The organism is Streptomyces sp. NPDC001027, from assembly GCF_040299045.1.
Lineage (GTDB): Bacteria > Actinomycetota > Actinomycetes > Streptomycetales > Streptomycetaceae > Streptomyces.
Map to the genome: position 1 here is coordinate 1 of NZ_JBEPBI010000133.1, position 21952 is coordinate 21952.

Genomic DNA, 21952 nt, shown 5'->3' on the forward strand with positions numbered 1-21952 from the left:
CGCCGCGGACCCGGTAGAAGCCGCCGGCCGCCGAGTGCAGGGCGTCCACCGCGTACCGCGCCCCGGGCTCGCGTATCTCGCGCGGGAACTGCACGTTCCACGAGGTGTCGTAGCCCTCGGAGACCACGTGCACCCGGACGCGGCCGCCTTCCCGGACGCACTCGACGACGACGGCGCCGGCGGGCGCCTGGGCGACCGTCTCCACCGCGCTCGCTGCGGTGGCCGGCGCGTACGTCGGCAGGACCGCGGCGAGCTTCACGTCCCGCGCCTGCGGGACGGTGCCCTGCTGCGCCGCGGCGACGGCCGTCTCGCTCGCGTCCACGCAGACCAGCGAGCCGTCCGTGGTCACCAGGTACAGCCGTTCGTCGTGGTACTGCATCGACAGGGCCGAGCCGCCGCCGGTGCCGAGCTTCCACAGACGCGTGCCGTCCCGGTCGAAGCAGTAGACGGACGACGACGCGTCACCCGCGAACACGAACCGGCCGCCCGGCGAGGTGGCGCACGAGTACACCGCGCTGTCGCAGCCGTACGTGGCCTCGATGGCGCCGGTCGCCTTCGACAGCCGCTGGACCACCCGGTGGGCGGTGCCCGCGTACACGGCGTCGTCCTCCTGCCAGCCGAAGAGGACGCCGCCGCGGGTGGGCGTGTGCCAGATCTCGCCGCCGCCGTCGGGCGCGTAGGCGGTGACGCCCCGGTGATGGCCGTGGTAGACGCCGCGGTCGTCGGCCCGGACCATCCACGCGTGCTCGCCCTGGCTGCGGCGGGCCCACTGGTGCTCGTCCTCGTGGTCGATGACGGTGAGCCGGCCGCCCCGGTCGGAGACGTTCAGCACGCCCTCGTGGATGTCCAGCCAGAAGATGTCGACGTCGGCCGTGATGTCGTAGGCCGCGAACGGCAGCTTGGACGACAGGTCGTACACCTTGCCGTCGTCGCAGCCGGCGTAGATCCAGAAGTCGTCGGCGACCAGGCACTTCACGCCGTCGGGCAGATTGAACCGGGCGAGGACGCCGCCCTCGTGGTCCAGGGTGAAGACGTCGCCCGCCTGATTGCCGACCCAGCAGTGGTCGTCGTCGACATGGATGCCGAAGGCGGAGGAGCCGGTGCGGAACCGCCACAGGACCGGCGCGACCGCGCGCGCCGTGGACGGCGCCGACTCGACCTGACGGCGCGTGACCGCGCGGGGGGCGCGCTGCCCGGCGACGGCCGGGGCGTAGCCCTTGCGGACCTTCTCCCCGACCTTCTTCGCGGCGGCGGCGCGCGCCTTCTCTACGGTGGGGAACGCGGTCGTCTGCACCTGGCCCGTGGCGCCGATCCGCCCGTAGCGCACCGTCACCACCGTGCCGTCGACGGTGACTTCGTAGAACTTGTGCGCACCGCCGTCGTCCTGCGACAGCTCCAGATACGTCGTGGACAGCGTGCTGGACCCGGTAGACATGACACCCCTCCCCAAGGCGGGGCCCGCGGCCGTTCCGGCGAGTCCCACTGATCGAACTGTAGGTGCAGGCACTGACATCGAAGCGCCGCGCGGTCCCGGCGGGGCCGGGGCGCGGGCCGTCGGCGTCAGTCCTCCGGATCCTTCGCCGGGCGGCCGGGCGGGGCCTCGCCGGCGGTGAGGTGTTCCAGCACCTCGACGAGTTCCTGACAGGCGCGCTCGACGGAGCGGCGGGTGTTGCGCTGTTCGGTGATCACCGCGGAGAGCAGCAGGGCGGTGAGGGCCATCGTCCCGTTGAAGGCCTGCAGTTTGATCATCACCTCGATCCGGGTCAGGCCCTCGAAGGGCCCGACGGAGTCCGTCGCGGCGACCGTGGCCAGCACCGAGGTGAACAGGGCGCACAGCATGCTGCCGGCGAGCTGGAAGCGCAGCGCGGCCCAGATCAGCAGCGGATAGACCAGGAACAGGAGGCTGACGGAACTGCGCGTGGCCAGCGGGACCAGGACGCAGGCGCTGAGCGCCAGCCCCGTGGCCTCCTTCCAGCGCGACAGGTCCAGAGGCCGACGCATCGCGAACAGCATCAGCAGCACGGGGGTGACGAGCAGCACGCCCATCGCGTCGCCGACCCACCACGCCAGCCAGACGGGCCAGAAGCTGTGCGCGCCGAGGCGGTCGGTGAGCAGCAGCAGACCGACGCCCACGGTCGCGCTCACCAGCATCGCGGTGAGCGCCCCCAGGAACACCAGTGCGAGCCCGTCGCGCAGCCGTGCCAGGTCCTTGCGGAAGCCCACCCGGCGCAGCAGGAGGTACGCGCACACCGGGGCGGCGGTGTTGCCCACCAGATTGCCGATCACCACGGGCCGCAGCGAGGTCAGCGACATGATGACGAGCAGGGCCCCGAGGGCGATGCCGGGCGCGCAGCGGAGTCCGAGGAACAACAGGCAGGCCACCGCGACGCCGGTGGGCGGCCAGATGGGGGTGAACACCGCGCCCTCGACGACGAGCTCCCGCATGAGGCCGAGCCGCCCCGCCGCGTAGTAGCAGAGGGCGACGGCCAGCGTCAGCACGACGAAGCCGGCCGGCCGGCGCAGATCCTCGGTACCCACCACAGCAGCCATCAGACACCGGCTGCGCGTCCTCGGCGAGGCGGGAGCCTGCGCGTCCGGCCCTACGGCTGAAGCATCGCGGCTCCTACCGCCCCCTACGGCCCTACGCGGGGCACGTCCGCCGCCACCCGCCCCTACGGCCCTACGCGGGGCACGTCCGGCGCCACCAGCCCGTCGTGTCCCACCACCAGCACCGCCGCGTCGTCCTCGTGCCCGACCCGCTCGGCGCCCCTGATCACCGCGGCGGCGAGCGAGCCCGCCGACATGCCCGCGACGGCGGCTATGCCCGCGAGCCGTACGACCTGGTCGAGGCCCTCCTCGACGCTCAGCGTCGGCCCTTCGACGACGCCGTCCGTGAGCAGGACGAACACTCCGCCCTTGGTGAGCCGATAGCGGGTGACGGGATAGTCCGAGCCCTCCTGGACGCCCAGCGGCGGTCCGCCCTCGTCCTCGGCGACGCCGGACTTGCCGTCGGCGGTGGCCCACACGCACGGGGTGTGGCCGGCTCTGGCGCTCTCGAGCACTCCGGTGGCGGGATCGAGCCGCATGAAGGTGCAGGTGGCGAAGAGCTCGCTGCCGAGCGAGAGGAGCAGGTCGTTGGTCCGGGCGAGCAGCTCGCCCGGCTCGCCGGTCACGGAGGCCAGGGCGCGCAGTCCGGCCCGGACCTGGCCCATGAAGGCGGTCGCCTCTATGTTGTGGCCCTGGACGTCGCCGATGGACAGACCGACCCGCCCGTCCGGCATGGCGAAGGCGTCGTACCAGTCGCCGCCCACGTTGAGTCCGTGGCAGGCGGGCGCGTACTGCACGGCCAGCCGGAATCCGGGACCGGCGGGAAGGTCGCGGGGCAGCATGCCGCGCTGCAGGGCGAGGGCCAGCTCCACGCGGGAGCGTTGCTGCTCCGCGCGCTCACGCGCCTGGGCGGTCAGCGAACCGAGTCTGGCCAGCAGCTCGTCGCCGTCGTCCGTGGTGCGCTTGCGGGACATGATCACTCCGGCGGGACGGCAGCTCGTCGGGAGGACGGCCCTGTCGGGCAAACCCTCATATTTTACCTTTAGAGGATGATAGCGGGCACAGGGCGAGGCCCGTCGGACGAATCGAGCAGGGGGTGCCGCCCACCGGTGCCTGCGCGGCCGCCGCCACCGAGAAACCCCGGCGGGCATGGGCGGGCCGGCGGGCCCTGCGCGCCGGGCCGCGGCAGCGCCGCCCGGCACGAGAACGCCGCCGGGCACGGGCGCGCCGCCGGGCGTCCGGCGCCGACCCGCGCACCCGCGCGCCCCGCAGGTGCTCAGCCGCCCAGTGCCGCGTCGACCACGTCCTTGGCCTCGTCCTGGACCCGGCGCAGGTGGTCGGGGCCGAGGAAGGACTCGGCGTAGATCTTGTAGACGTCCTCGGTGCCCGACGGGCGGGCCGCGAACCAGGCGTTCTCGGTGGTCACCTTGATGCCGCCGAGGGAGGCGCCGTTGCCCGGCGCCTCGGTGAGCACGGCGGTGACCGCCTCGCCGGCCAGGGTGTCGGCGGTGACCTGCGCGGGCGACAGCCTGCCCAGCAGCGCCTTCTCCTCCCGGGTGGCCGGGGCGTCGATACGGGCGTAGGCGGGGGCGCCGAAGCGGTCGGTGAGCGCCGCGTAGTGCTCGGAGGGGGTCTTCCCGGTGACCGCCGTGATCTCGGACGCCAGCAGCGCCAGGATGATGCCGTCCTTGTCGGTCGTCCAGACGGATCCGTCGCGGCGCAGGAAGGACGCGCCCGCCGACTCCTCGCCGCCGAAGCCGAGCGAGCCGTCCACCAGGCCGTCCACGAACCACTTGAAGCCGACCGGCACCTCGACCAGCCGACGTCCGAGGTCGTCGGCGACGCGGTCGATCATGGAGGACGACACCAGTGTCTTGCCGACTCCCGCGCTCGCGGGCCACTGCTCGCGGTGCGCGTAGAGGTAGGCGATGGCCGCGGCCAGATAGTGGTTGGGGTTCATCAGGCCCGCGTCCTGGGTGACGATGCCGTGCCGGTCGGCGTCGGCGTCGTTCCCCGTGGCGATGTCGAACCGGTCGCGCTGCCCGATGAGGGAGGCCATCGCGTACGGCGACGAGCAGTCCATGCGGATCTTGCCGTCCCAGTCCAGCGTCATGAATCGCCAGGTGGGGTCGGTCAGCGGGTTGACCACCGTCAGGTCGAGGCGGTGCTGCTCGGCGATCCTGCCCCAGTAGGCGACCGAGGCGCCGCCCAGCGGGTCGGCGCCGATGCGCACGCCGGAGGCGCGGATCGCGTCCAGGTCGAGGACGGCGGGCAGGTCGGCGACGTACGCGCCGAGGAAGTCGTAGCGCTGCGTCGTGGACGCGGCGAGGGCCCGCGCGTACGGGACGCGCCGGACGTCCTTCAGACCGGACACGATGATCTCGTTGGCCCGGTCCTGGATCCAGGAGGTGGCGTCGGAGCCCGCGGGCCCGCCGCTCGGCGGGTTGTACTTGAAGCCGCCGTCGGCGGGCGGATTGTGCGACGGGGTGACCACGACGCCGTCGGCGGGGGCGGCGGTGCGCCCGCGGTTGTGGGTCAGGATCGCGTGCGAGACGGCAGGCGTGGGCGTGTAGCCGTCGGCGCCGTCGATGAGCACGGTGACGCCGTTGGCCGCGAACACCTCGAGGGCGGTGACCCGGGCCGGCTCGGACAGGGCGTGGCTGTCGACCCCCAGGAAGAGGGGACCGTCGGCGCCCTGCGCGGCCCGGTACTCGCAGATGGCCTGGCTGGTCGCCGCGATGTGGTCCTCGTTGAACGCGCTGTTGAGCGACGATCCGCGATGGCCCGAGGTGCCGAACGCCACGCGCTGCGCCGGGTCGGCCGGGTCGGGGTGCAGCGCGTAGTACGCGGTGACCAGCCGGGCGACGTCGACGAGATCCTCGGGGTCGGCCGTCCGGCCCGCTCGCTCGTGCTGCATGTGCCCGCTCCTCCGCGTCGGTCGACCGTTGCCGTGCGGTCCCATCTTCCCTCGTGGCAGCGGCTGTCCGCGAGTACGGGCGGGCTTTTCGCACGCGGGTCGGCGGCCGCGCGCTCAGCGTCGGCGGCCGCGCACCGCCCATCCGCTGCCGACGCCCGCGACATGGAGGGCGAGCGCGGTCAGGCCGAGGAGCATGAGGTTGGTGGAGGTGAAGGTGTCGTTGGTGGAGATGTCCGCCGCGTTGATCAGGAAGGCGATGAAGAGCAGCACTGCCGAGACGATGGCGACCACGGGGTCCGTCCTTTCGGGGTGGGGGCTCCTCCGGGAGCCGCTGTTCTGCGCATGCCCCCGACCGGGCCGCGAACACCGGTGTGTGCGGGGCAGGCGGGGGCGGCGGCCGCCGCGGGTGATGCGGGCGGCCGCATGCGACAGCCGGCAGAGAGGCTCTTCGGCTCGGCCTATGCCGATTCGCCTTTCAGTCGGAGAACTCGGGCCCAGGCAAGTAGGCAGACGGCGGTCGGAGCCAGTTTCGAGCCGGGCGGCGTCGACGGCGAAGAGTCGGGAGGGGGACGGGCCGAAGCCCGTGGTCCTGCCGCAGCGGATGCGGTCCTCGGCGCGGGTGCGCACGGTGGCGTCCACTGCTGCACCGTGCAAGGATTTCCGCTTCTTCTCTGGCCGGTTGCCGATGCTCGCAAACGACGGCGAACCGGGCGGACAGGCCTCCTTCGGACAGGGAAGCGATCAGGAACAACAGGACATTCACCTGGGTTTCCGGCGGCCATCAGCCTGGACCCGTCCGGCCGCACAACTGGACCTTGCCACGGCCGCCGACAAGTAGCATCATCAACTCGACAGCCGGCTTCTTCAAAGAAGCGATAAGGGCTTACTCATACATTGGCCAGGCACGCCGGGCCTCGAGAAAACTGGTAGCTGCGCTGCCATGTCTAGTAAGTGCACTAGAACATCGAATCCACGCGGAGCGACGACTTGGAAATTCGCTCCTGGAATGACTAGCCTGTCGATCTCACTTCAGGAGTACGTGCATTCGATGTCATCCAGAGCGATGCGTCCATGGCCCGTATTCGATCCAATTCCAGTCGAATACCGCGTGGCTCTGTGCAGCTCGGCGGTACTGCCAGTTCAATGCCGTCCGCGGTGACCTGCTTACCGTTGCCCATTTATCGGTTCCAGACTTCCCTATCACTGCCGAGGTTGCACCATGATCCAGCAGTTAGGCACCACATGGCTGCTCGAAAAAGGGCCGAATCTGGCTGATCCAAGACATGTCGGGCACAAATTCGCCCGACAGGTGGTGTTAGCCCGGGAGAATTTCCCGGTCCCGCCTCTCGTGTGTGTGCCGGCGACGGTTTTCGACCGCGTGGTCGGTCCGGTACTGGCTTCATACCCCGCCGACACGGAGTCGGCCGGGCATCCGGCCGTACGCGCCCATGAACTGCGTCGCCAGGTCCTCGGCCTGAAGGTTCCGGACGAACTGCGCCACGCGCTGACAGACCGTTTCGACAGCCTCGCGGGCTCGGACGGATTGGTGGCCGTGCGAGCCTGCGTGGTACCGCAGCCCGGTCAAGGGCATTCGGGAGAGGACTCGGCGCAGGACCCGTTCGCCGGTCTCAGCGACAGCTTTCTCTATGTCAGGCGCGAGGAAATCGCCGACCGGATCGTGGCGTGCTGGGCATCGGCGTTCAACTCCGAAGCGGTGGCCTATCGAGACCTTCGGGGCCTGGACCCGTTCGCAGCACGAGTGGCCGTGGGAATTCAACGCATGGTCATGGGCACCCGCTCGTTCGTGGCCTTCACCCGTGACCCCCGGGACGGCTCCGACCGCTGTGTGATCGCCGCCGCCCACGGCATCGGGGAGGGAGTGGTCCAGGAGAAGGCCGATGTCGATCACTTCTTCGTCGACTCCGTGTCGGGAGAGGTCGAGGCCCAGGTGGTGATCAAGACTCGGGCGGTCGGCTTCGACCCGGAGCGGCCGACCGAGGGGCCTGTCCCCGTGCCCGTCGAGGAGGGGCTGAAGGCCCGGCCCGTACTGACCGACACCGAGCTGCAGGAGATCACCGCACTGGCGGCGGACGTCGAGAAGCACTTCGGGGCTCCACAGGACATCGAAGGCGCCATTACCGCGGACGGTGCGATCCATCTGTTACAGGCGCGACCCATCGCGGTGGCGCCGGGACCGGCCACAGGATCGCCGCGGACCACGGACGGGGCCCCGGCGATCGTGTGGGACAACAACAACGTCACGGAGAGTTTCCCGGGCGTCAGCAGCGCGCTGACCTTCTCGGTGGCCCGTGAGCTGTACGAGGTGGGCTTCACCGACCTGTACCGGCGGATGGGCGTGCCCCCGGCCACCTTGCGGCACAACCGGCCGCTGCTGCAGCGGATGATCGGATATCTGGACGGCCGGATCTACTACCGGCTCGACTCCTGGTACCGGCTGCACGGCCAGATCCGCTGTTTCCGCCCGCTCTGGTCGACCTGGGAGCAGGCGCTCGGGATCGCCGAGCGCGGCTCTGCCCGGGACGCTGGAACACCCGCCCGGAGGTTACGCAGCCGGCTGGCTGGATCGATCCACGTCACGGAGATACTCCTCAGGCTGGCCGCTCATCCCCGCCGGGTCCGTCGATTTCTGCTCTGGTGGGACGGCTACCACCAGCGGTTCGCCGATGTGTCGGCGATGAGCGCGCATGAGGCGGTGCAGGCATACCGCGAGCTGTGGACGCAGGTGAGCCGACGCTGGGGGGTAACCCTGGTCAACGGCGTGTTCCTGTTCACCGCGACCTGGGCGGCGAACAGCCTCCTTCGCCGGTGGCTGCCGGAGGCGGACCGGAGTCTGCTCAACGGCATGCTGGTCGGCGGACAGGAGAACCGGTCCGCCGCTGCCCTGCACTCAGCGGTCGCCCTGGCCTCCGCGGCGGCAAAGGACCCGGCGCTGCGAACGGCCGTGATGTCGGACACGGACCCCCAGCGGCTGTGGGCCCAGCTGGTCGCGGGCAGCCACGGCGAGGAGTTCGCGTCCGCGTTGCGCGAGCACGTCCGGGTCCACGGCGACCGCGGACTGCAGGACCTCAAACTCGAGACGCTCACACCGCGCGACGAACCGTGGACGGTGCTGAACACCGTGCGGGCCTTCCTGCAGTCGGAACTGACCGTGCAGGGGAGCCGAGCCGTCGGACAGGGGGTACGGGAGCGGGCTGAGCAGGAACTGCGAGCGCGCTGCCGCAACCCGCTGAAGAGGACCGTGCTCACCGAGCTGTTCGGAGCGATGCGGATCCTGTTACGTGTGCGCGAGGACACCCGGTTCTGCCGCAGCCAGCTCTTCGGGGACTGCCGTGCCCTACTGCTGCGGCTGGGCGAGGAACTGGCCTCCACCGAGCGGCTGGACCGGCCGAGGGACGTGCTGAACCTCACCGTCGACGAGGTCCTGGGAGCGTACGAGGGCACCCTGCCGGGGGCCGACTTACGCGGGCTGGCGGCGGTACGGGCCGCCGAGCTGGCCCGATGGACGGATCGTGATCTGTTGCCGACCCGGCTGGAGACCGACCCCGATCTGCCGCTGGCCTTCGCGCTGCGGGCAGTCGTGGGCCGGGAGGACGGCGCGGCCGACGGCGTGGCGCCGCAGCCCGCAGCGGCCGACTCCGCCGCGGTGGCGCCCGGCGTGCTGACCGGGCTCGCGTCCAGCTCGGGCATCGTGCGCGGCCGGGCCAAGGTCGTCCTCGACCCCATGACCGGCGCCGACGAATGCCGGGACCGCATTCTCATCGCACGTGAGACAGACCCCGGCTGGCTGTTCCTCATGATGTCGGCCAAGGCCCTTGTGGTGGAGCGCGGGACGCTGTTGTCGCACACCGCCATCACCGGGCGGTTATTGGGCATCCCCACCGTCGTGGCGGTGCGCGAGGCCACGGATCTCATCGCGGACGGCAGCCTCGTCGAGGTCGACGGCTCCGCCGGCACCGTGCGCATCCTGGACGAGGCGTCATGATCCGCAGATGGGGCCGGTACGTCGGTGTCGCCTACCCGCTCAGGATTCAGCTGCCGATCATGCTCTCCTGGGCCGTCGGACTGACCGCCCTGTTCGCCGCCGCCTCCGACACGCTCGACCAGTGGCGGCCGGACGGCGAGTTAGCCGTCACGGCAGTGACCCTCGTGATCGACATGCTCCTGCTGCGAGCCCTCGACGATCTACGCGACCACGCGTACGACGTCTCCCACCATCCGAGTCGGCCCTTGCCCAGCGGACTCGTGAGCCAACGCGACCTGGGGGCATTGGTCGCCGTGGGCACTCTGTCCCTGCTGCTGCTCAACGCCGACCGCGGCCCCGTGTTCATCGCGCTCCTGTTGCAACTCGGCTACGGCCTGGGCGTGATGACGGTCGACTGGCTGACCGATTGGCCGCCGGCTGACCGGCTGTGGCTGGGCCTCGCCCTCAACCTGCCGATCCAGACACTGCTGAGCCTGTACGTGTACGTGGGCTTCCTACGTGCCGAGCACCAGCGACCGGACCTGGCGGGGCTGATGATCCTCGTCGCGGCGACCCTCTGCGGGCTCTGCCTGGAACTGGGCCGCAAGACCACCCGCCACCCGCGGCCGGGAGAGCGGACCTACGTCACGGTGCTCGGCCCGTCGGTGACATCCGCCGCCGCGCTGGCGGCCGCGACGACGGCCGCCGCCATCGTGCTGGTGATCCTGCGGCCGTGGCATGGCGACTCCTCCGTCCACGCTTGGGGATGGCTCGTCCTGCTGCCGCTGGTACTGCCGGCCGTCGCGGCCCTGCGATTCTCTGCCGGCACCCCACGCTGGCCAGGACCGCTCCTGCGGGGCTACCTCCCAGCCGTGTACGTCAGTTTCCTCGCGATCGGCTGGTTGACGAAAGGAGCCCTGTCATGAACGATGCCGCCTCGGCACGCGACTCCCTCGGGTTCTGGACTCTCCTCGGCTCCGACTTCGCCGGCAAGTCAACGGTGTTGAACACGCTGCACGAGGATCACGACTGGCGGGTCGTGTCCTACGACGACCGCTACCTCGGCGACCATCCGCTGATCAGCCGGCTGCGGCAGCACTGGATCGACGACGCGTTCGTGTGGTCCGGCAAGCGCTACTCCCCCGAACTCGTCCTGTCCGTACTGCACCCCATCGTGCTGCACCTGAGGGACGAACTCACCCGCTGCGCCGGGCACGAGCGGCTGATCGTCGACTCGTACTTCTACAAACTGCTCGCGAAGTGCCGACTGCTCGGCGTGGAGCACGACCCCATCTTCAGCTACTGGCGCAGCTTTCCCCGCCCGAAGGCGGTGGTCTACCTCGACGTGCCGCCAGAAGTCGCCTGGGCGCGCAGCGCGCAGGGCTCCCGGCTCAACCCGTTCGAGTACCACGCGGTCCCAGCCCTGCCCGAGGGATTTCTCCGGCTCCAGTCCGAGATGCGCTCCACGGTGCTGGAGGAGGTCGGCAGCGTTCCAGTGACCGTCGTCGATGGAGCCGCCGACCCGGAAACGGTCGTGGCGAAGGTACTGGCCGCCCTCAGAACGGAGGCCGCGCGATGAACCCGGGCGAAGGCCTGACCAGGCCGCCTACACAGAAGCGGTTGGCCGAACTCCTCGCCCGGCGTGCTGCCTGGGTGGGACGGCCTCCACGCCGCTCTGTGGCCGGTGACCCCCCGGAGACAACGGTGCTGGTGGTCCTGCGCGCCGTCGACCTGCCCGGACTGGTACGCGGCGCACTGGACTTCACGGCAGGTCTGACCGGCGACGAGGCCGACGCCTGGCGACGGTCCTGGACCACGACCCGCTTCCTGTTCGGCAATCCCGCCAATCTCACCGAACGCGCTCCGGCGCGCGTCATCTCCCCCGGCGGGAGCACAGCCTGGCTCGGCCCCTTCCTCGCAACTCGCCTGCCCGGGCCGAGCAGGCTGCTCAAACCGGTGGCCGGCGTGCTCCCGGACCTGCCGGACACCGTCGAGGTACCCGGCGTCGGCCCGACCGGCGACACGTGCCGGGAACTGCACATCGCCGTCCGAGACCTGTCGTTCGCGCAGTATCTCGTCCACCTCCATCACGCGCTGGCCGAGTCGGTGCTGATGGGACGGTTGGCGCCCGGCGAACCGCTGCGTCTGATCCACCGTCCGGACCTCGACGCCAGGGCCGTGGACCGGGACGTCGACTACGCCCGTGTCCACCAAGAGCGAAGCGACCCGGACAGGCTCCGTCTCTACGTCTCGCTCTCATCCGACCAGCGCCGGGGCATGCCCCATCAGAAAAGCGAGAACACCGGAGAACATATGGACCTCCCCCACTTCACCGAGGGCGATCTGGCTCGGCTCGCGCTCTCCTCGCGGTTGCAGAAACTGTCGGAGTCCCTACGGTTGACGGTCGCCGAGGAGGACGGCTCGTCGGCGGACGAGGGCGTGGACCTGGTCGCGAAGCTCTGGTCCCTGCTGGCGACCGAGGTGCCCCGGCTGCAGGAGGCGATCGCGAGCTACGCCCATGTCCGCGACACGACGGGGCCCGGCCCTGCCGACCTGCCCGATGCACCCGGCCTGAACTGGCAGGATGCGCTCGCCCGGCATGCCGCGAACGGCGTAGACCAGCTGCCGGACCCGGCGGCACAGGCCGCGGCGCTCGACGCCTGGTACGTGCAGCACGCACAGGTCGAACCGCTCGGGAAGGTCCGCGACCCGTTCAGTCGCCTCCTCGACGGGCGCGCTCCCCGCGCGGAGGACTGTCTCATCTGCGGAAAGTACGCGGGGCTGCCCGTGCCGGCCTGGGCGGGCTTCCCCGTGCCGCCCGGCGGCCACCTCGTCGACGACGGGACGTGGCGGGTCGGGCACGGTCCCACACCGTACTGGCCGGCGGGTACCCTGCTGATCGAGTCCCGCCGCCACTTCGTCGACTTCGCCGACCTCGACGCCGAGGAGGCCGCCTCCATCGGGCCGCTGATCCGGCGGTTCACCGAGCCGATCAAGGCAGCGACAGGTGCGTCCCGAGTCCATGTCTTCTCCTGTATGGAGGGGACGCGGCACTTCCACGTCTGGCTGGTACCCCGCACGGACGACAAGCCCGCAGGACGCACCTTCATAGCCGACCCGGGGTACTGCACCCCGGCCGAGGCCGAGAACGTCGTCGAGCGGCTCCGGAAGGCGCTGGGCCACACGGTGGCCGACCGGTGAGCGGCAGTGCCACGTCAGTCGGCGCGGTGGCGGAGATCTGCTCCGCGGCGGAGGGCGCCAGAGGCCGTGTCCTGCTGGCGCCTGTGACGGTCAGTCCCACCAAGCCGCTGACTCCGACCCACCTGAAGTACCTGCTCTCCCTCGACATCCTGTTCCGGGCCACGAGCACGTTCGCCGACGTGACGTTCGTGTATCACCACGCCACCTACTCCGGTAGCCGGCAGGTCGCCGGGTTCTGGGAGTACATCGAGCAATGTCACCCCGGCCTGGTCTGCGACGGCCTCACCGAGGAGGACATCGGCGAGCTGTACACCGCCTACCACCAAGCCGCCGAAGGGCTTCCGTACGCCGCAGTCGAACCGCTGGTGCGTCGTGCCGAGGCGGGCTGGACCCATCCGATCAGCAGGCGCGTGCTCGACGTGTGGGAGGGCCACTACCGCCTGCTGGGCATGTTCGACCCGAAGCTGGGCCGGACCGGTCCCGAACCCACGTCCGAAGCCGAGATCCTGGACCTGCTCGTCAGCCGCGACCTGTGCATCGACGCGCGCGGGCTGAACGCTTCCGCCTATCTGGACGCGACCGCGGTCGGGCTTCCCCTGCGCGCCGTCACCAGTCCGGAGGGGCAGCGGAACTACCTGCTCTACCTGCTCCGTGAACTGGTGCCGCTGCTGGACCGCCATGACCTGGTGATCCTGGCCCACGACAACGAACTGCGCACCGACTACCGAACGATCGCCCATGTGCTGAACACCCTGGGCGCCGACGCCACACGCTTCGAGGTGCCCCGCGTCCCCCTCGACGGCGTCACCCAGTCGACCCGGCTGGGCGGCTGGCAGGGCCACACGCTGGGGGCCTTCGCCGGTCCGCTGCTGGAGGAATTCGGGCCCGAGGCCTTCCGTCTCGGCCTGCGCCTGTACCTGGTGGCCGGGCTGGGACGTACTGCCCGCGAGTCCTTCTCCACGTATCAGCTGCGGCGCTGGACGCGCCGCGCCCGGCGGCTGCTCGAAGCGCACGGCGTCTCGGGCGGGCCGGCCACGGACCCGGGCGCGTCCCGCGCGACCGGGCAGTTCCTGGCCGCGAGGGCGGGACGGCGAGGCTACGCGGACCCCTACCAGGTGGCCACGCTGTTGATGAGCAACGACCCGGCGGTACCGGTGGCCGGGCTGCTCCGAGTCGTCATGGGGACGGCCGAGGGCCACACAGAGCTCAGCATCGCAGGGAGGCGGCGGGAATGGCGCTGACGGAGACGTCGCAGGCGGGAAGACCGAGCGCCGCCGTCGGCCCCGAACTCCCGGAAGCGGCAGCCGCTCTGGGGTTCTCACGGACCGTCGAGCGGGAACTGGTGCACCGCCGGAATCTCACCGAGGTGTTCCTCACCGACGTCCGGTCGGTCCAACAGCGGAGCTTCGTGGCGGCGGCCCTGCTGCCCCTCGTCCACGCCCACTACACCAGCCACACCGGACCGACGGGACGGTGGGCTCCGGATGCGGTGCTGCTCCTGGAGTGCTGCCGACAGGCCGAGACCTTCGCCGCGCACGCCTTGTTCGACGTCGCCATGGACGCGGGCTTCATCCTGCGCAACTGGTCCGTCGTCCTGTCGACGGACACGGCTGTCCCGCAGGGCCCCGGGCCCCGGGAACTGCTCATGAGCGCGGTGGTCCGCGACGCCGACGGCCAGACCGGCGGCAGCATCCGCAGCCTCGCATACGAGTTCGGGTTATGGCTGTCCGGCGTCGACATCGGCCAGGTGCGCATGGAGGTCGGTTACGTCGCTCCACGAACGTACGCCGCCATCAGGACCCGGCGTCGCGGCGGCCCGCCGCCGACCTCGGACGAACAGCCGCCGGTCGCCACGGGCCGACCAGTCGATCCGGCCCGGACCGGCCGGATCAACCCCACGGACACGCTGCTGCTCGACGCCGTGACAGGCCCGGACTCGGTGACGGCGGCTCTGCGGGTCCCGGTCGAGAACCCAAGCCTTTTCGACCATCCCCAGGACCATGTCCCGGGAATGGTGCTGGTGGAAGCGGCACGCCAGATCGCGGCCCTGGCCACGGACGCCTGGGGCGGCGGCGCACCGTGCACGACCGCGCTCATCGCGGTGGAGTCCTCTTTCTCCGCCTACGCGGAACTCGACCGGCCCGTCACCATGGCCGCCACCCCGCCGGACGGCGCCGGGCCTTCAAGGGCGAGCACGGACACGGCAGACCGCCGACGCGTCGCGGTGACGTTCCATCAGGACGGCTCCGTCATCGCGCGCATGAGCGTCGTCATGGCGGCCGTCAGCCACGTCACCCCGCCGCCGGGCACGGAGCCGAAGGAATGAGATCCATGAGCCGAGCGGCAGTGCTCACCGGGCTGGGAGCATGGGCGCCCCCCACCGTGGTCACCAATGAGGAACTCGCCTCGCACCTGGACACCGACGACGAATGGATACGCACCCGCACGGGCATCCGGCAACGACGGGTGATCGCGCCCGGTGAGGCCACCGGCGATCTCGCCGTCGAGGCCGGACGACGGGCCCTGCAGTCGGCCCGGACGACGACCGCCGACGCACTCGTCCTCGCCACGAGCACTCCGGACCGACTCTGCCCTGCGACGGCCCCCGAGGTCGCCAGCCGGCTGAACCTGCGCACCGTCCCGGCGTTCGACGTGGCGGCGGTGTGCTCCGGTTTCGTCTACGCCCTGGCGGTCGGGGCGGGCCTGATCGCCACGGCCACCGCCGACAGCGTCCTCGTCATCGGCGCGGACGCCTTCTCCACGATCCTCGCCCCGTCGGACCGCACCACCCGGGCCGTCTTCGGCGACGGCGCCGGAGCAGTGGTCCTGCGCGCCGGATCCGCGGAGGAGGACGGGGCCCTCCTGGACCTCCATCTGGGCAGCGACGGCAGCCGCAGCGACCTCATCGAGATCCCCGGCGGCGGATCCCGCCAGCGGTCCACGGGCCTGCCGACCGATCTGGAGGACACCTACCTCACGATGCGCGGGCAGGCCGTCTTCGCCCAGGCCGTACAACGCATGTCGGAATCGGTGCGGGAGACCGGCGTCCGGACCGGGTGGCCGCTGGAGACCGTCGACAGGTTCGTGCTTCACCAGGCCAACGCCCGCATCCTCGCGGCCACCGCCAAGCGGCTCGGCCTACCGGTCGAACGGTTCGTCGCCAACATCGAGCAGCTGGGCAACACCGTGGCCGCCTCCATCCCACTGGCACTGGCCGACGGCGTCGCCTCGGGTGAACTCCTGCCGGGCCACCGCGTGGTGCTCTGCGGTTTCGGCGCAGGACTCACCTGGGGGTCGGTGGCCCTCGTCTGGCCACAGCTGAACACCCCATAGACCCGCATTACCCGACAGGATTCAAGCAGTGAGGAGAGCGATGATGCATGCGTTCGAAGGGCGCATCGCCAAGGTGCTGTCGACGAATTTCGAGATCAGTCCCGATGCGGTCGACTCCGATGTGACGCTGGGGCTGCTCAGGTTCGATTCCCTGACCCTCGTCGAGCTGGCGCTCATGCTGGAGAACGAGTTCGGCATCACGGTGGAGGAGGGCGAGCTGACCGACACGATGACCATCGGCGACACGGCCGCGCTGATAGCGGCCAAGGGAACCGCAGTCTGATGACGAGCAGACCGAAACCCTTCGGGGCGGCGATCACCGGTCTGGGGCTGGTGACGCCGGCCGGCATCGGGGTCGAGGAGAACTGGAACCGCGTCCAGTCCGGAGTCTCCTGCGCCACTGCCGACGAGAACCTGCGGGACTGCCCCACCGCCTTCAGCTGCCAGGTGCCGGGGTTCGCCCCCCGTGAACTGCTCGCCGGCTCCTCGTCCTGGCAGTTGGAACGGTTCGTTCAGCTGGCCCTGGTGGCCTGCCGGCAGGCCCTGGAGGACGCCGGCTGGGACCCGCGCGCCTGGGACGGCACACGGGTCGGGGTCGTCCTCGGCAACTCGCTCGGCGGGGTCACGACCTTCGAACGCCAGCACTCCACCCTGCTGGAAGGCGGTCCGCGGAAGGTCTCCCCGCTTCTGATCCCCCGGCTCATGGTGAACATGGTCGCCGGTCACGTCGCCATCGACATCGGGGCGAAGGGGCCCAGCCTGGTCACGGCCACAGCGTGCGCCTCCGGCACGACCGCGGTGGGCGCCGCCCGCGAACTCCTGCGCTCCCGGGCATGCGACGTGGTCCTGGCGGGAGGCACCGAGTCGGCGCTGACACCGCTGGTCATCGCCGGGCTCGGCAAGATGGGCGCGCTGTCCCGGCGAGGGGACGACCCCGGCGCGGCGTCACGTCCCTTCGACGCCCACCGTGACGGATTCGTGGCCGCCGAGGGGGCCGGGGTGCTCGTCCTGGAACGCCCGGAGGACGCGCGGGCCCGCGGCGCCCGCGTCCGGGCCGTGGTGAGGGGGTTCGGCAGCGCCACGGACGCCTACCACTCGACGTCTCCCAGCCCCGAGGGCCACGGCATCGAGCAGGCGTTGCGGGCGGCTCTGGCCGACGCCGGGATCATGGCCGCCGACGTCGACCACGTCAACGCACACGGCACCGGGACCCCGCTCAACGACGTCACCGAGGGCCGCATGCTCCACCGGGTCCTTGGCGACCGCCCCCTGGTGACCTCCACCAAGGGCGTGACCGGCCACGCGCTGGCCGCGGCGGGCGCCATCGAGGCTGCGTACGCCACGCTCGCCATCCAGCACCGCAGAGTCCCGCCCACGGCCAACCTGACCCGGCTCGACCCGGAGCTCGAGATCGACGTGGTCAGCGGCGTCGCACGCGATGCCGTGATCGATGTCGCGGTCAGCACCTCGCTGGGCTTCGGCGGCCACAACGCGGCGCTGGTACTGGCCGCTTCCTGAACCGGGGACCCTAGGACGGTTCCCGATCCACCACACTCCACGACGGGAGACACCCATGAGCACCTTCGAGAAAATCCGCCTGGTGGCCCTGGACAGCGACGGCGTGCTGCTCAACGACACCTACAGCCCGGTCATCGAGCGCTTCGTGCGACGGCACGGCGGCGAGTACACGGCCGCCGTCGAACGCGGCGTGTGGGGCTCGCCGCAGCTTGCGGCGGGCCAGAACATGGCCCTGGCCTGTCGACTCCCGTGGTCGGCGAAGGAAACCATCGACGCGTTCTTCGAAGAGCGCGACGCATACCTCACGGAGCACCCGGTCGAGGTGATGGACGGCGCCGCGGAGTTCCTCGCCGTGCTGAAGGAGACCGGCGTCCGTGTGGTCTGCTACGGCGGTCGCAACCGTGAGTACACCTTCGACAAGTACCTCGGCCACTTGGCCGGGTTCTTCGACACCGAGACCCCCTACGTCGACGTGAACGACTTCCGGCCCGGCGCCAAGGAGATCGCACGAGCCTTCGGCTACGAGTTCGACGAGGTCCTCTTCGTCGACGACATCAACCGGGTGGCGGAGGTCGCCGAGTGCCTGGGCTCCGGCTTCATCGGCGTGCCCGCCTCCATGCCGCACAACTTCCAGCGCGCCGAGATGGAGACCACCGGCGTGCGCTACATGGTCGACGACATCCGACAGATCGACGCCGAGCTGCTCGCCCGGGTCGACAAGGACCTTGCCGCCGGGACGCTGTGGCCCGGTCGGGACGGCCGACGCGCCGCCGAACTCACGAGGACGGCGGACAGGTGACCGCTCCTGCGACACTGCCCACCACCTCGCTGGGCAGCTCCGGGCAGCCGGTCGGCGTGCAGGGGCTCGGTTGTATGGGGATGAGTGAGTTCTACGGCCCGAGCGACTCCGCGCAGTCGTTGGAAACCCTGGGCCGGGCAGTGGAACTCGGCGTCACCGTCTTCGACACCGCCGACACCTACGGTCACGGTGACAACGAGAAACTGGTCGGCGGATTCCTGCGCGGACACCGCGACCGGGTGGTGATCTCCACCAAGTTCGGCCTCGTGCGCAGGGCCGACGATCCCGGCTACCGGGGGATCGACAACTCGCCCGGTCATCTCCGTACCGCTGTCGAGGGGAGTCTGCGACGACTCGGCGTCGACACGATCGACCTGTACTTCGCCCACCGCCTCGACCCCGGCATACCCGTCGAAGAGACCGTCGGCGCCATGGCCGGGCTGGTGGAGGAGGGCAAGGTCCGCCGGCTGGGCCTGTGCGAGGTCACCGGCGAGCAGTTGCGGGCGGCCCACCAGGTCCATCCGATCGCCGCGGTGCAGTCGGAGTGGTCGCTGTTCTCCCGTGACGTCGAGACGGCGACGGTCCCGACCGCGGCGGAGCTCGGTGTGGCGTTCATGGCGTACTCGCCTCTGGGCCGTGGTTTTCTCGCCCACGCCTTCACCAGCGTCGACGAGTTGTCCGGCGACGACTGGCGTCGCACCATGCCGCGCTTCACCGGGAAGAACGGCCGGCACAACACGGCGTTGCTGGCCCCGATCGAGCGGATCGCCAGGGACCGGGGCGCAGCGCCGGGCCAGATCGCACTGGCATGGATCCATCAGCGGGCGTCCGTCCACCGGCTGCCGGTCATACCCATCCCCGGCACCCGTCGACGCACCCGGCTGGAGGAGAACATCGCCGCGGCGGCCCTGGTGCTCACCGCGGAAGAACTCTCCGAGTTGGAACCGATCGCCGGCCAGGTGGCCGGCTCCCGCCACATCGGCCTGAAGTTCGACGCCGTCACAGAAGGAGGGACGCGCTGAGCTTGAAATTCAACGTCGCAGGTCACTCGACCTGCTGATCCGCGGTTCCTGCCGGGACGGCGGGAGCCCGCCTTCTCCACGCAAGACCGCGAAGCACGCCGAAACGACCGGAGAACACGAACAGCAGCAAGGTCGAACGCGAAGCTGAGTAGCAGTACTCAGGCGGGGCCTGTCGTGACCCAGGACACTGATGCTCCGACCGCCCTTACGGAGAGGCATCCTCGTGTTCAGCCGTGCTGTCATCGCCCTGACGCCGCTCTTCGGGCGGCTCACCGTCACCAGTGAGATCAAGCTGCGTCTGCCCGCGGGCAGCATCTTCGTGGCCAACCACGACTCGCTGGCCGACCCCGCCGTCGTCATGGCCGCCCTGCACCGGTTCGAGCTGGACCCGGTGGTCATGGCGACCGCGGGGCTGTGGCGCATACCGCTGCTCGGCCGGGCGCTGACCCGGGCGGGGCACATCCCGGTCCACCGCCGCACGGCGCACGCGGCGCTGGCCCTCGACGCCGCCGCCGAGGCGCTGGCGGGCGGCCGGCACGTGCTCCTGTACGGCGAGGGCGGGCTGCCGCGCCGCAGGGACGCCGCGGCGACCGCGCCCGAGCCGTTTCGCACCGGGCTGGCCCGCCTGGCGCAGACGACCGGCGCACTGGTCGTGCCGGTGGGCCACGCGGGCGCGCGGCGCATCGCCTCCGGCTCGGCCGCGAAGCAGCTGGCCGGCACGTTGACGGCGCCGGTCCGGCGCCCGCACTGCCACGTCCACCTGGGCGCGCCGCTGCGACTGCCCGCGGAGACCGAGCGCGGGACGACGGCGGCCCGGCTCGCCGTCACCACGGCCTGGCGCACCGCGGCCCGGGCCGTGGGCGAGCACCCGAGGTAACCCAAGGCATCCGCATCCGGACATGGGCGCGCCCCGCCTGCCGCCGCTACGGCCGCGCAGTCGCCGAGCAGCCGTGACCGGCGCGCCCGGCCCCGGGCACACCGCCAAGCGAGCGTCGCCTGCGCCGCACGCCGCCCCAGCCCGGCACGCTCAGCGCGCTCGCATGCCTGCGCCCGCGCCTGCCGGGACCCGGGCGGGTCCGGCGTCAGCGGGCACTGGGCGCACGCCGCCCCCACGGCCACTCGGCGCGCTCGCGGGCCATGCGCCCGCGTCTGCCGGGACCCGGGCGGGTCCGGCGTCAGTGCGCGCCGGGCGGCGCGGCGGTGCTCTGCCGCAGGACGAGCCGGGTCGGCACCAGCGTGGTCCCGTGCTCGGCGCCGTCCGGGCGCATCTTGCGCAGCACGGCCTGGACGCACAGCCGGCCCACTTCGGCGAAGTCCTGGTGGAGAGTGGTGAGCGGGGGCAGGAAGGAGCTCGCCTCGGGGATGTCGTCGAAGCCGATGACGCTGACGTCCTCGGGCACCCGGCGGCCGCCTTCGTGCAGGGCGCGGAGCAGACCGAGGGCCATCTGGTCGTTGGCCGCGAAGACGGCCGTGCACTCCTCGCGGGCCGCGAGCTCGAGGCCGGCCCGGTAGCCGGACTCCGCCGACCAGTCGCCGCGGACCAGCGGCGGGGCCGGACGGCCGGCCTCGGCGAGGGCGGCGCGCCAGGCGTCCGCGCGGCGTTGGGCGGCGAACGAGCCCTCGGGCCCGCCCAGGTGCCAGACGGTGCGGTGGCCGAGGTCGAGCAGGTGGTGGACGGCGGTGCGGGTGCCGCCGGCCTGGTCGGTGTCGACGACGGTGTAGTGGTCGCCGGCGTCGGAGTCCACCACGACGACCTGGACGTGCGGCGGGAGTTTGACGGTCGCCGCGTCGAGCAGGTGCACCTCCATGATGACGATCACCGCGTCGACGGCCAGTTCCTCCAGCCGGGAGAACGCGCCGCGCACCTCGTCGGAGGTGGGGACGGCCACCGGGAGCAGCGTCACCGCGTAGCCCTCCTCCGCCGCGGAGGTGGCGATCGCCTCGAGGGTGCGCACGTTGCCGGTGGTGGACAGCGTGAAGGTGATGACGCCTATCGTGCGGAACTCCCCGCGCTTGAGGGCCCGCGCGGCGCTGTTGGGCCGGTAGCCGAGTTCCCTCATGGCCTCGAGCACCTGCTGCCGGGTCTCCTCGTTGACCCCGGCGTACCCGTTGGAGACCCGGGACACCGTCTGCGAGGACACCCCCGCGAGCCGCGCGACGTCCGCCATGGAGGCAGTGGCCCGCGTACGCCGCGAGCCCTTCGCCGGTGTTCTTTCGGCCATGTCCACCGCGTGTGTCCGCCTCTCTGTCGGCTCGGCTGTCACAGTCTCCCCGGAGGGCCCTTGACCATCGTTATCGGGGCAGTGTAGACATGCCGCCATCAGATGTTTACGTAAACATAACAGCTTGTACAGCCCCCTTGCGTGGCTGATGTTTACGCAAACATCATGGTGGCGGTGGGGCGACCGGAAATCTCCGCGCACCACCGCCGGTTCCAGGACTGGACGAGCGAGGAACTACATGACGACGCTGCAACCGCCGGTGGCCGCCGAGCCGCGGCCGGCACCGCCTCCGGCGAAACCGGACCGCCGCTCCTGGACCGGGTGGGGTTTCCTCGGTCCGTTCGTGGCCGTGTTCGCGCTGGTCTTCCTGGCCCCGATCGGGTACTCGATCTACCTCAGCCTGTTCCGGGA

The 21952-nt window shown here is 71.0% G+C and carries 19 protein-coding genes and 1 pseudogene; 14 read left to right on the top strand and 6 right to left on the bottom strand.

Annotated elements, in window-relative coordinates; all coding sequences use genetic code 11:
* The 5 genes from ABT300_RS28585 to ABT300_RS28605 all read right to left on the bottom strand — a co-directional run.
* On the bottom strand, positions 1 to 1435 hold a 1435-nt coding region (locus ABT300_RS28585; protein ID WP_351681453.1), incomplete at its 3' end, for a WGR domain-containing protein.
* Positions 1436 to 1560: 125 nt separating this feature from the next.
* Positions 1561 to 2541, bottom strand: a complete 981-nt coding sequence (locus tag ABT300_RS28590) for an MASE1 domain-containing protein (RefSeq protein ID WP_502978010.1) — start codon at positions 2539 to 2541, stop codon at positions 1561 to 1563.
* 131 nt (positions 2542 to 2672) lie between these two features.
* Entirely contained in the window at positions 2673 to 3521 is an 849-nt protein-coding gene (locus ABT300_RS28595; protein ID WP_351681459.1) for a PP2C family protein-serine/threonine phosphatase, read from the bottom strand.
* Positions 3522 to 3823: 302 nt separating this feature from the next.
* Positions 3824 to 5464 carry a phosphoglucomutase (alpha-D-glucose-1,6-bisphosphate-dependent) gene (gene pgm, locus ABT300_RS28600; RefSeq protein ID WP_351681462.1) on the bottom strand — a complete coding sequence of 547 codons (1641 nt, stop codon included), beginning with the start codon at positions 5462 to 5464 and terminating at the stop codon, positions 3824 to 3826.
* Between the two features lie 114 nt (positions 5465 to 5578).
* The gene (locus ABT300_RS28605) at positions 5579 to 5755 is read right to left on the bottom strand and encodes a hypothetical protein (RefSeq protein ID WP_351681464.1); all 177 of its coding nucleotides are present in this window, start codon (positions 5753 to 5755) and stop codon (positions 5579 to 5581) included.
* A 292-nt stretch (positions 5756 to 6047) separates the two neighbouring features.
* On the opposite strand from ABT300_RS28605, the gene ABT300_RS28610 reads away from it, so the two are divergent.
* From ABT300_RS28610 to ABT300_RS28670, 13 genes are all read left to right on the top strand, one after another.
* Positions 6048 to 6302: a hypothetical protein gene (locus tag ABT300_RS28610; protein ID WP_351681467.1), complete on the top strand. Its 255-nt coding sequence runs from the start codon at positions 6048 to 6050 to the stop codon at positions 6300 to 6302.
* 381 nt (positions 6303 to 6683) lie between these two features.
* On the top strand, positions 6684 to 9467 hold the full coding sequence (locus tag ABT300_RS28615) for a PEP/pyruvate-binding domain-containing protein (protein WP_351681470.1): 2784 nt from the start codon (positions 6684 to 6686) through the stop codon (positions 9465 to 9467).
* Complete coding sequence (locus ABT300_RS28620) at positions 9464 to 10372, top strand: hypothetical protein (RefSeq protein WP_351681473.1); 909 nt, start codon at positions 9464 to 9466, stop codon at positions 10370 to 10372. The genes ABT300_RS28615 and ABT300_RS28620 overlap by 4 nt, the downstream gene beginning before the upstream one ends.
* The gene (locus tag ABT300_RS28625) at positions 10369 to 11025 is read left to right on the top strand and encodes a nucleoside/nucleotide kinase family protein (protein ID WP_351681475.1); all 657 of its coding nucleotides are present in this window, start codon (positions 10369 to 10371) and stop codon (positions 11023 to 11025) included. Before ABT300_RS28620 ends, ABT300_RS28625 begins: the two co-directional genes overlap by 4 nt.
* Positions 11026 to 11123: 98 nt before the next feature.
* Positions 11124 to 12647, top strand: a complete 1524-nt coding sequence (locus ABT300_RS28630; protein ID WP_351681478.1) for a DUF6182 family protein — start codon at positions 11124 to 11126, stop codon at positions 12645 to 12647.
* Entirely contained in the window at positions 12644 to 13888 is a 1245-nt protein-coding gene (locus ABT300_RS28635; RefSeq protein ID WP_351681481.1) for a hypothetical protein, read from the top strand. Before ABT300_RS28630 ends, ABT300_RS28635 begins: the two co-directional genes overlap by 4 nt.
* Positions 13879 to 14973 carry an AfsA-related hotdog domain-containing protein gene (locus tag ABT300_RS28640; RefSeq protein WP_351681484.1) on the top strand — a complete coding sequence of 365 codons (1095 nt, stop codon included), beginning with the start codon at positions 13879 to 13881 and terminating at the stop codon, positions 14971 to 14973. Before ABT300_RS28635 ends, ABT300_RS28640 begins: the two co-directional genes overlap by 10 nt.
* A 5-nt stretch (positions 14974 to 14978) precedes the next feature.
* Entirely contained in the window at positions 14979 to 15980 is a 1002-nt protein-coding gene (locus ABT300_RS28645) for a beta-ketoacyl-ACP synthase III (RefSeq protein ID WP_351681486.1), read from the top strand.
* A 40-nt stretch (positions 15981 to 16020) separates the two neighbouring features.
* Positions 16021 to 16263 (top strand): acyl carrier protein, encoded by a 243-nt coding sequence (locus ABT300_RS28650; protein WP_351681489.1) that lies wholly within the window; start codon positions 16021 to 16023, stop codon positions 16261 to 16263.
* The gene (locus ABT300_RS28655) at positions 16263 to 17498 is read left to right on the top strand and encodes a beta-ketoacyl-[acyl-carrier-protein] synthase family protein (RefSeq protein ID WP_351681492.1); all 1236 of its coding nucleotides are present in this window, start codon (positions 16263 to 16265) and stop codon (positions 17496 to 17498) included. Before ABT300_RS28650 ends, ABT300_RS28655 begins: the two co-directional genes overlap by 1 nt.
* A gap of 55 nt (positions 17499 to 17553) precedes the next feature.
* Positions 17554 to 18297, top strand: coding sequence for an HAD family hydrolase (locus ABT300_RS28660; protein ID WP_351681495.1), 744 nt, complete (start codon positions 17554 to 17556; stop codon positions 18295 to 18297).
* Positions 18294 to 19319, top strand: a complete 1026-nt coding sequence (locus ABT300_RS28665) for an aldo/keto reductase (RefSeq protein ID WP_351681497.1) — start codon at positions 18294 to 18296, stop codon at positions 19317 to 19319. Before ABT300_RS28660 ends, ABT300_RS28665 begins: the two co-directional genes overlap by 4 nt.
* Before the next feature lie 223 nt (positions 19320 to 19542).
* Positions 19543 to 20196, top strand: a complete 654-nt coding sequence (locus tag ABT300_RS28670; protein ID WP_502978011.1) for a lysophospholipid acyltransferase family protein — start codon at positions 19543 to 19545, stop codon at positions 20194 to 20196.
* A gap of 298 nt (positions 20197 to 20494) precedes the next feature.
* Here the strand turns inward: ABT300_RS28670 and ABT300_RS28675 are convergent, their stop codons facing one another.
* Positions 20495 to 21487: a LacI family DNA-binding transcriptional regulator gene (locus ABT300_RS28675; protein WP_452991845.1), complete on the bottom strand. Its 993-nt coding sequence runs from the start codon at positions 21485 to 21487 to the stop codon at positions 20495 to 20497.
* 292 nt (positions 21488 to 21779) lie between these two features.
* Here ABT300_RS28675 and ABT300_RS28680 point away from each other — a divergent pair.
* A pseudogene (locus ABT300_RS28680) lies at positions 21780 to 21952 on the top strand (sugar ABC transporter permease); the annotation flags it as partial.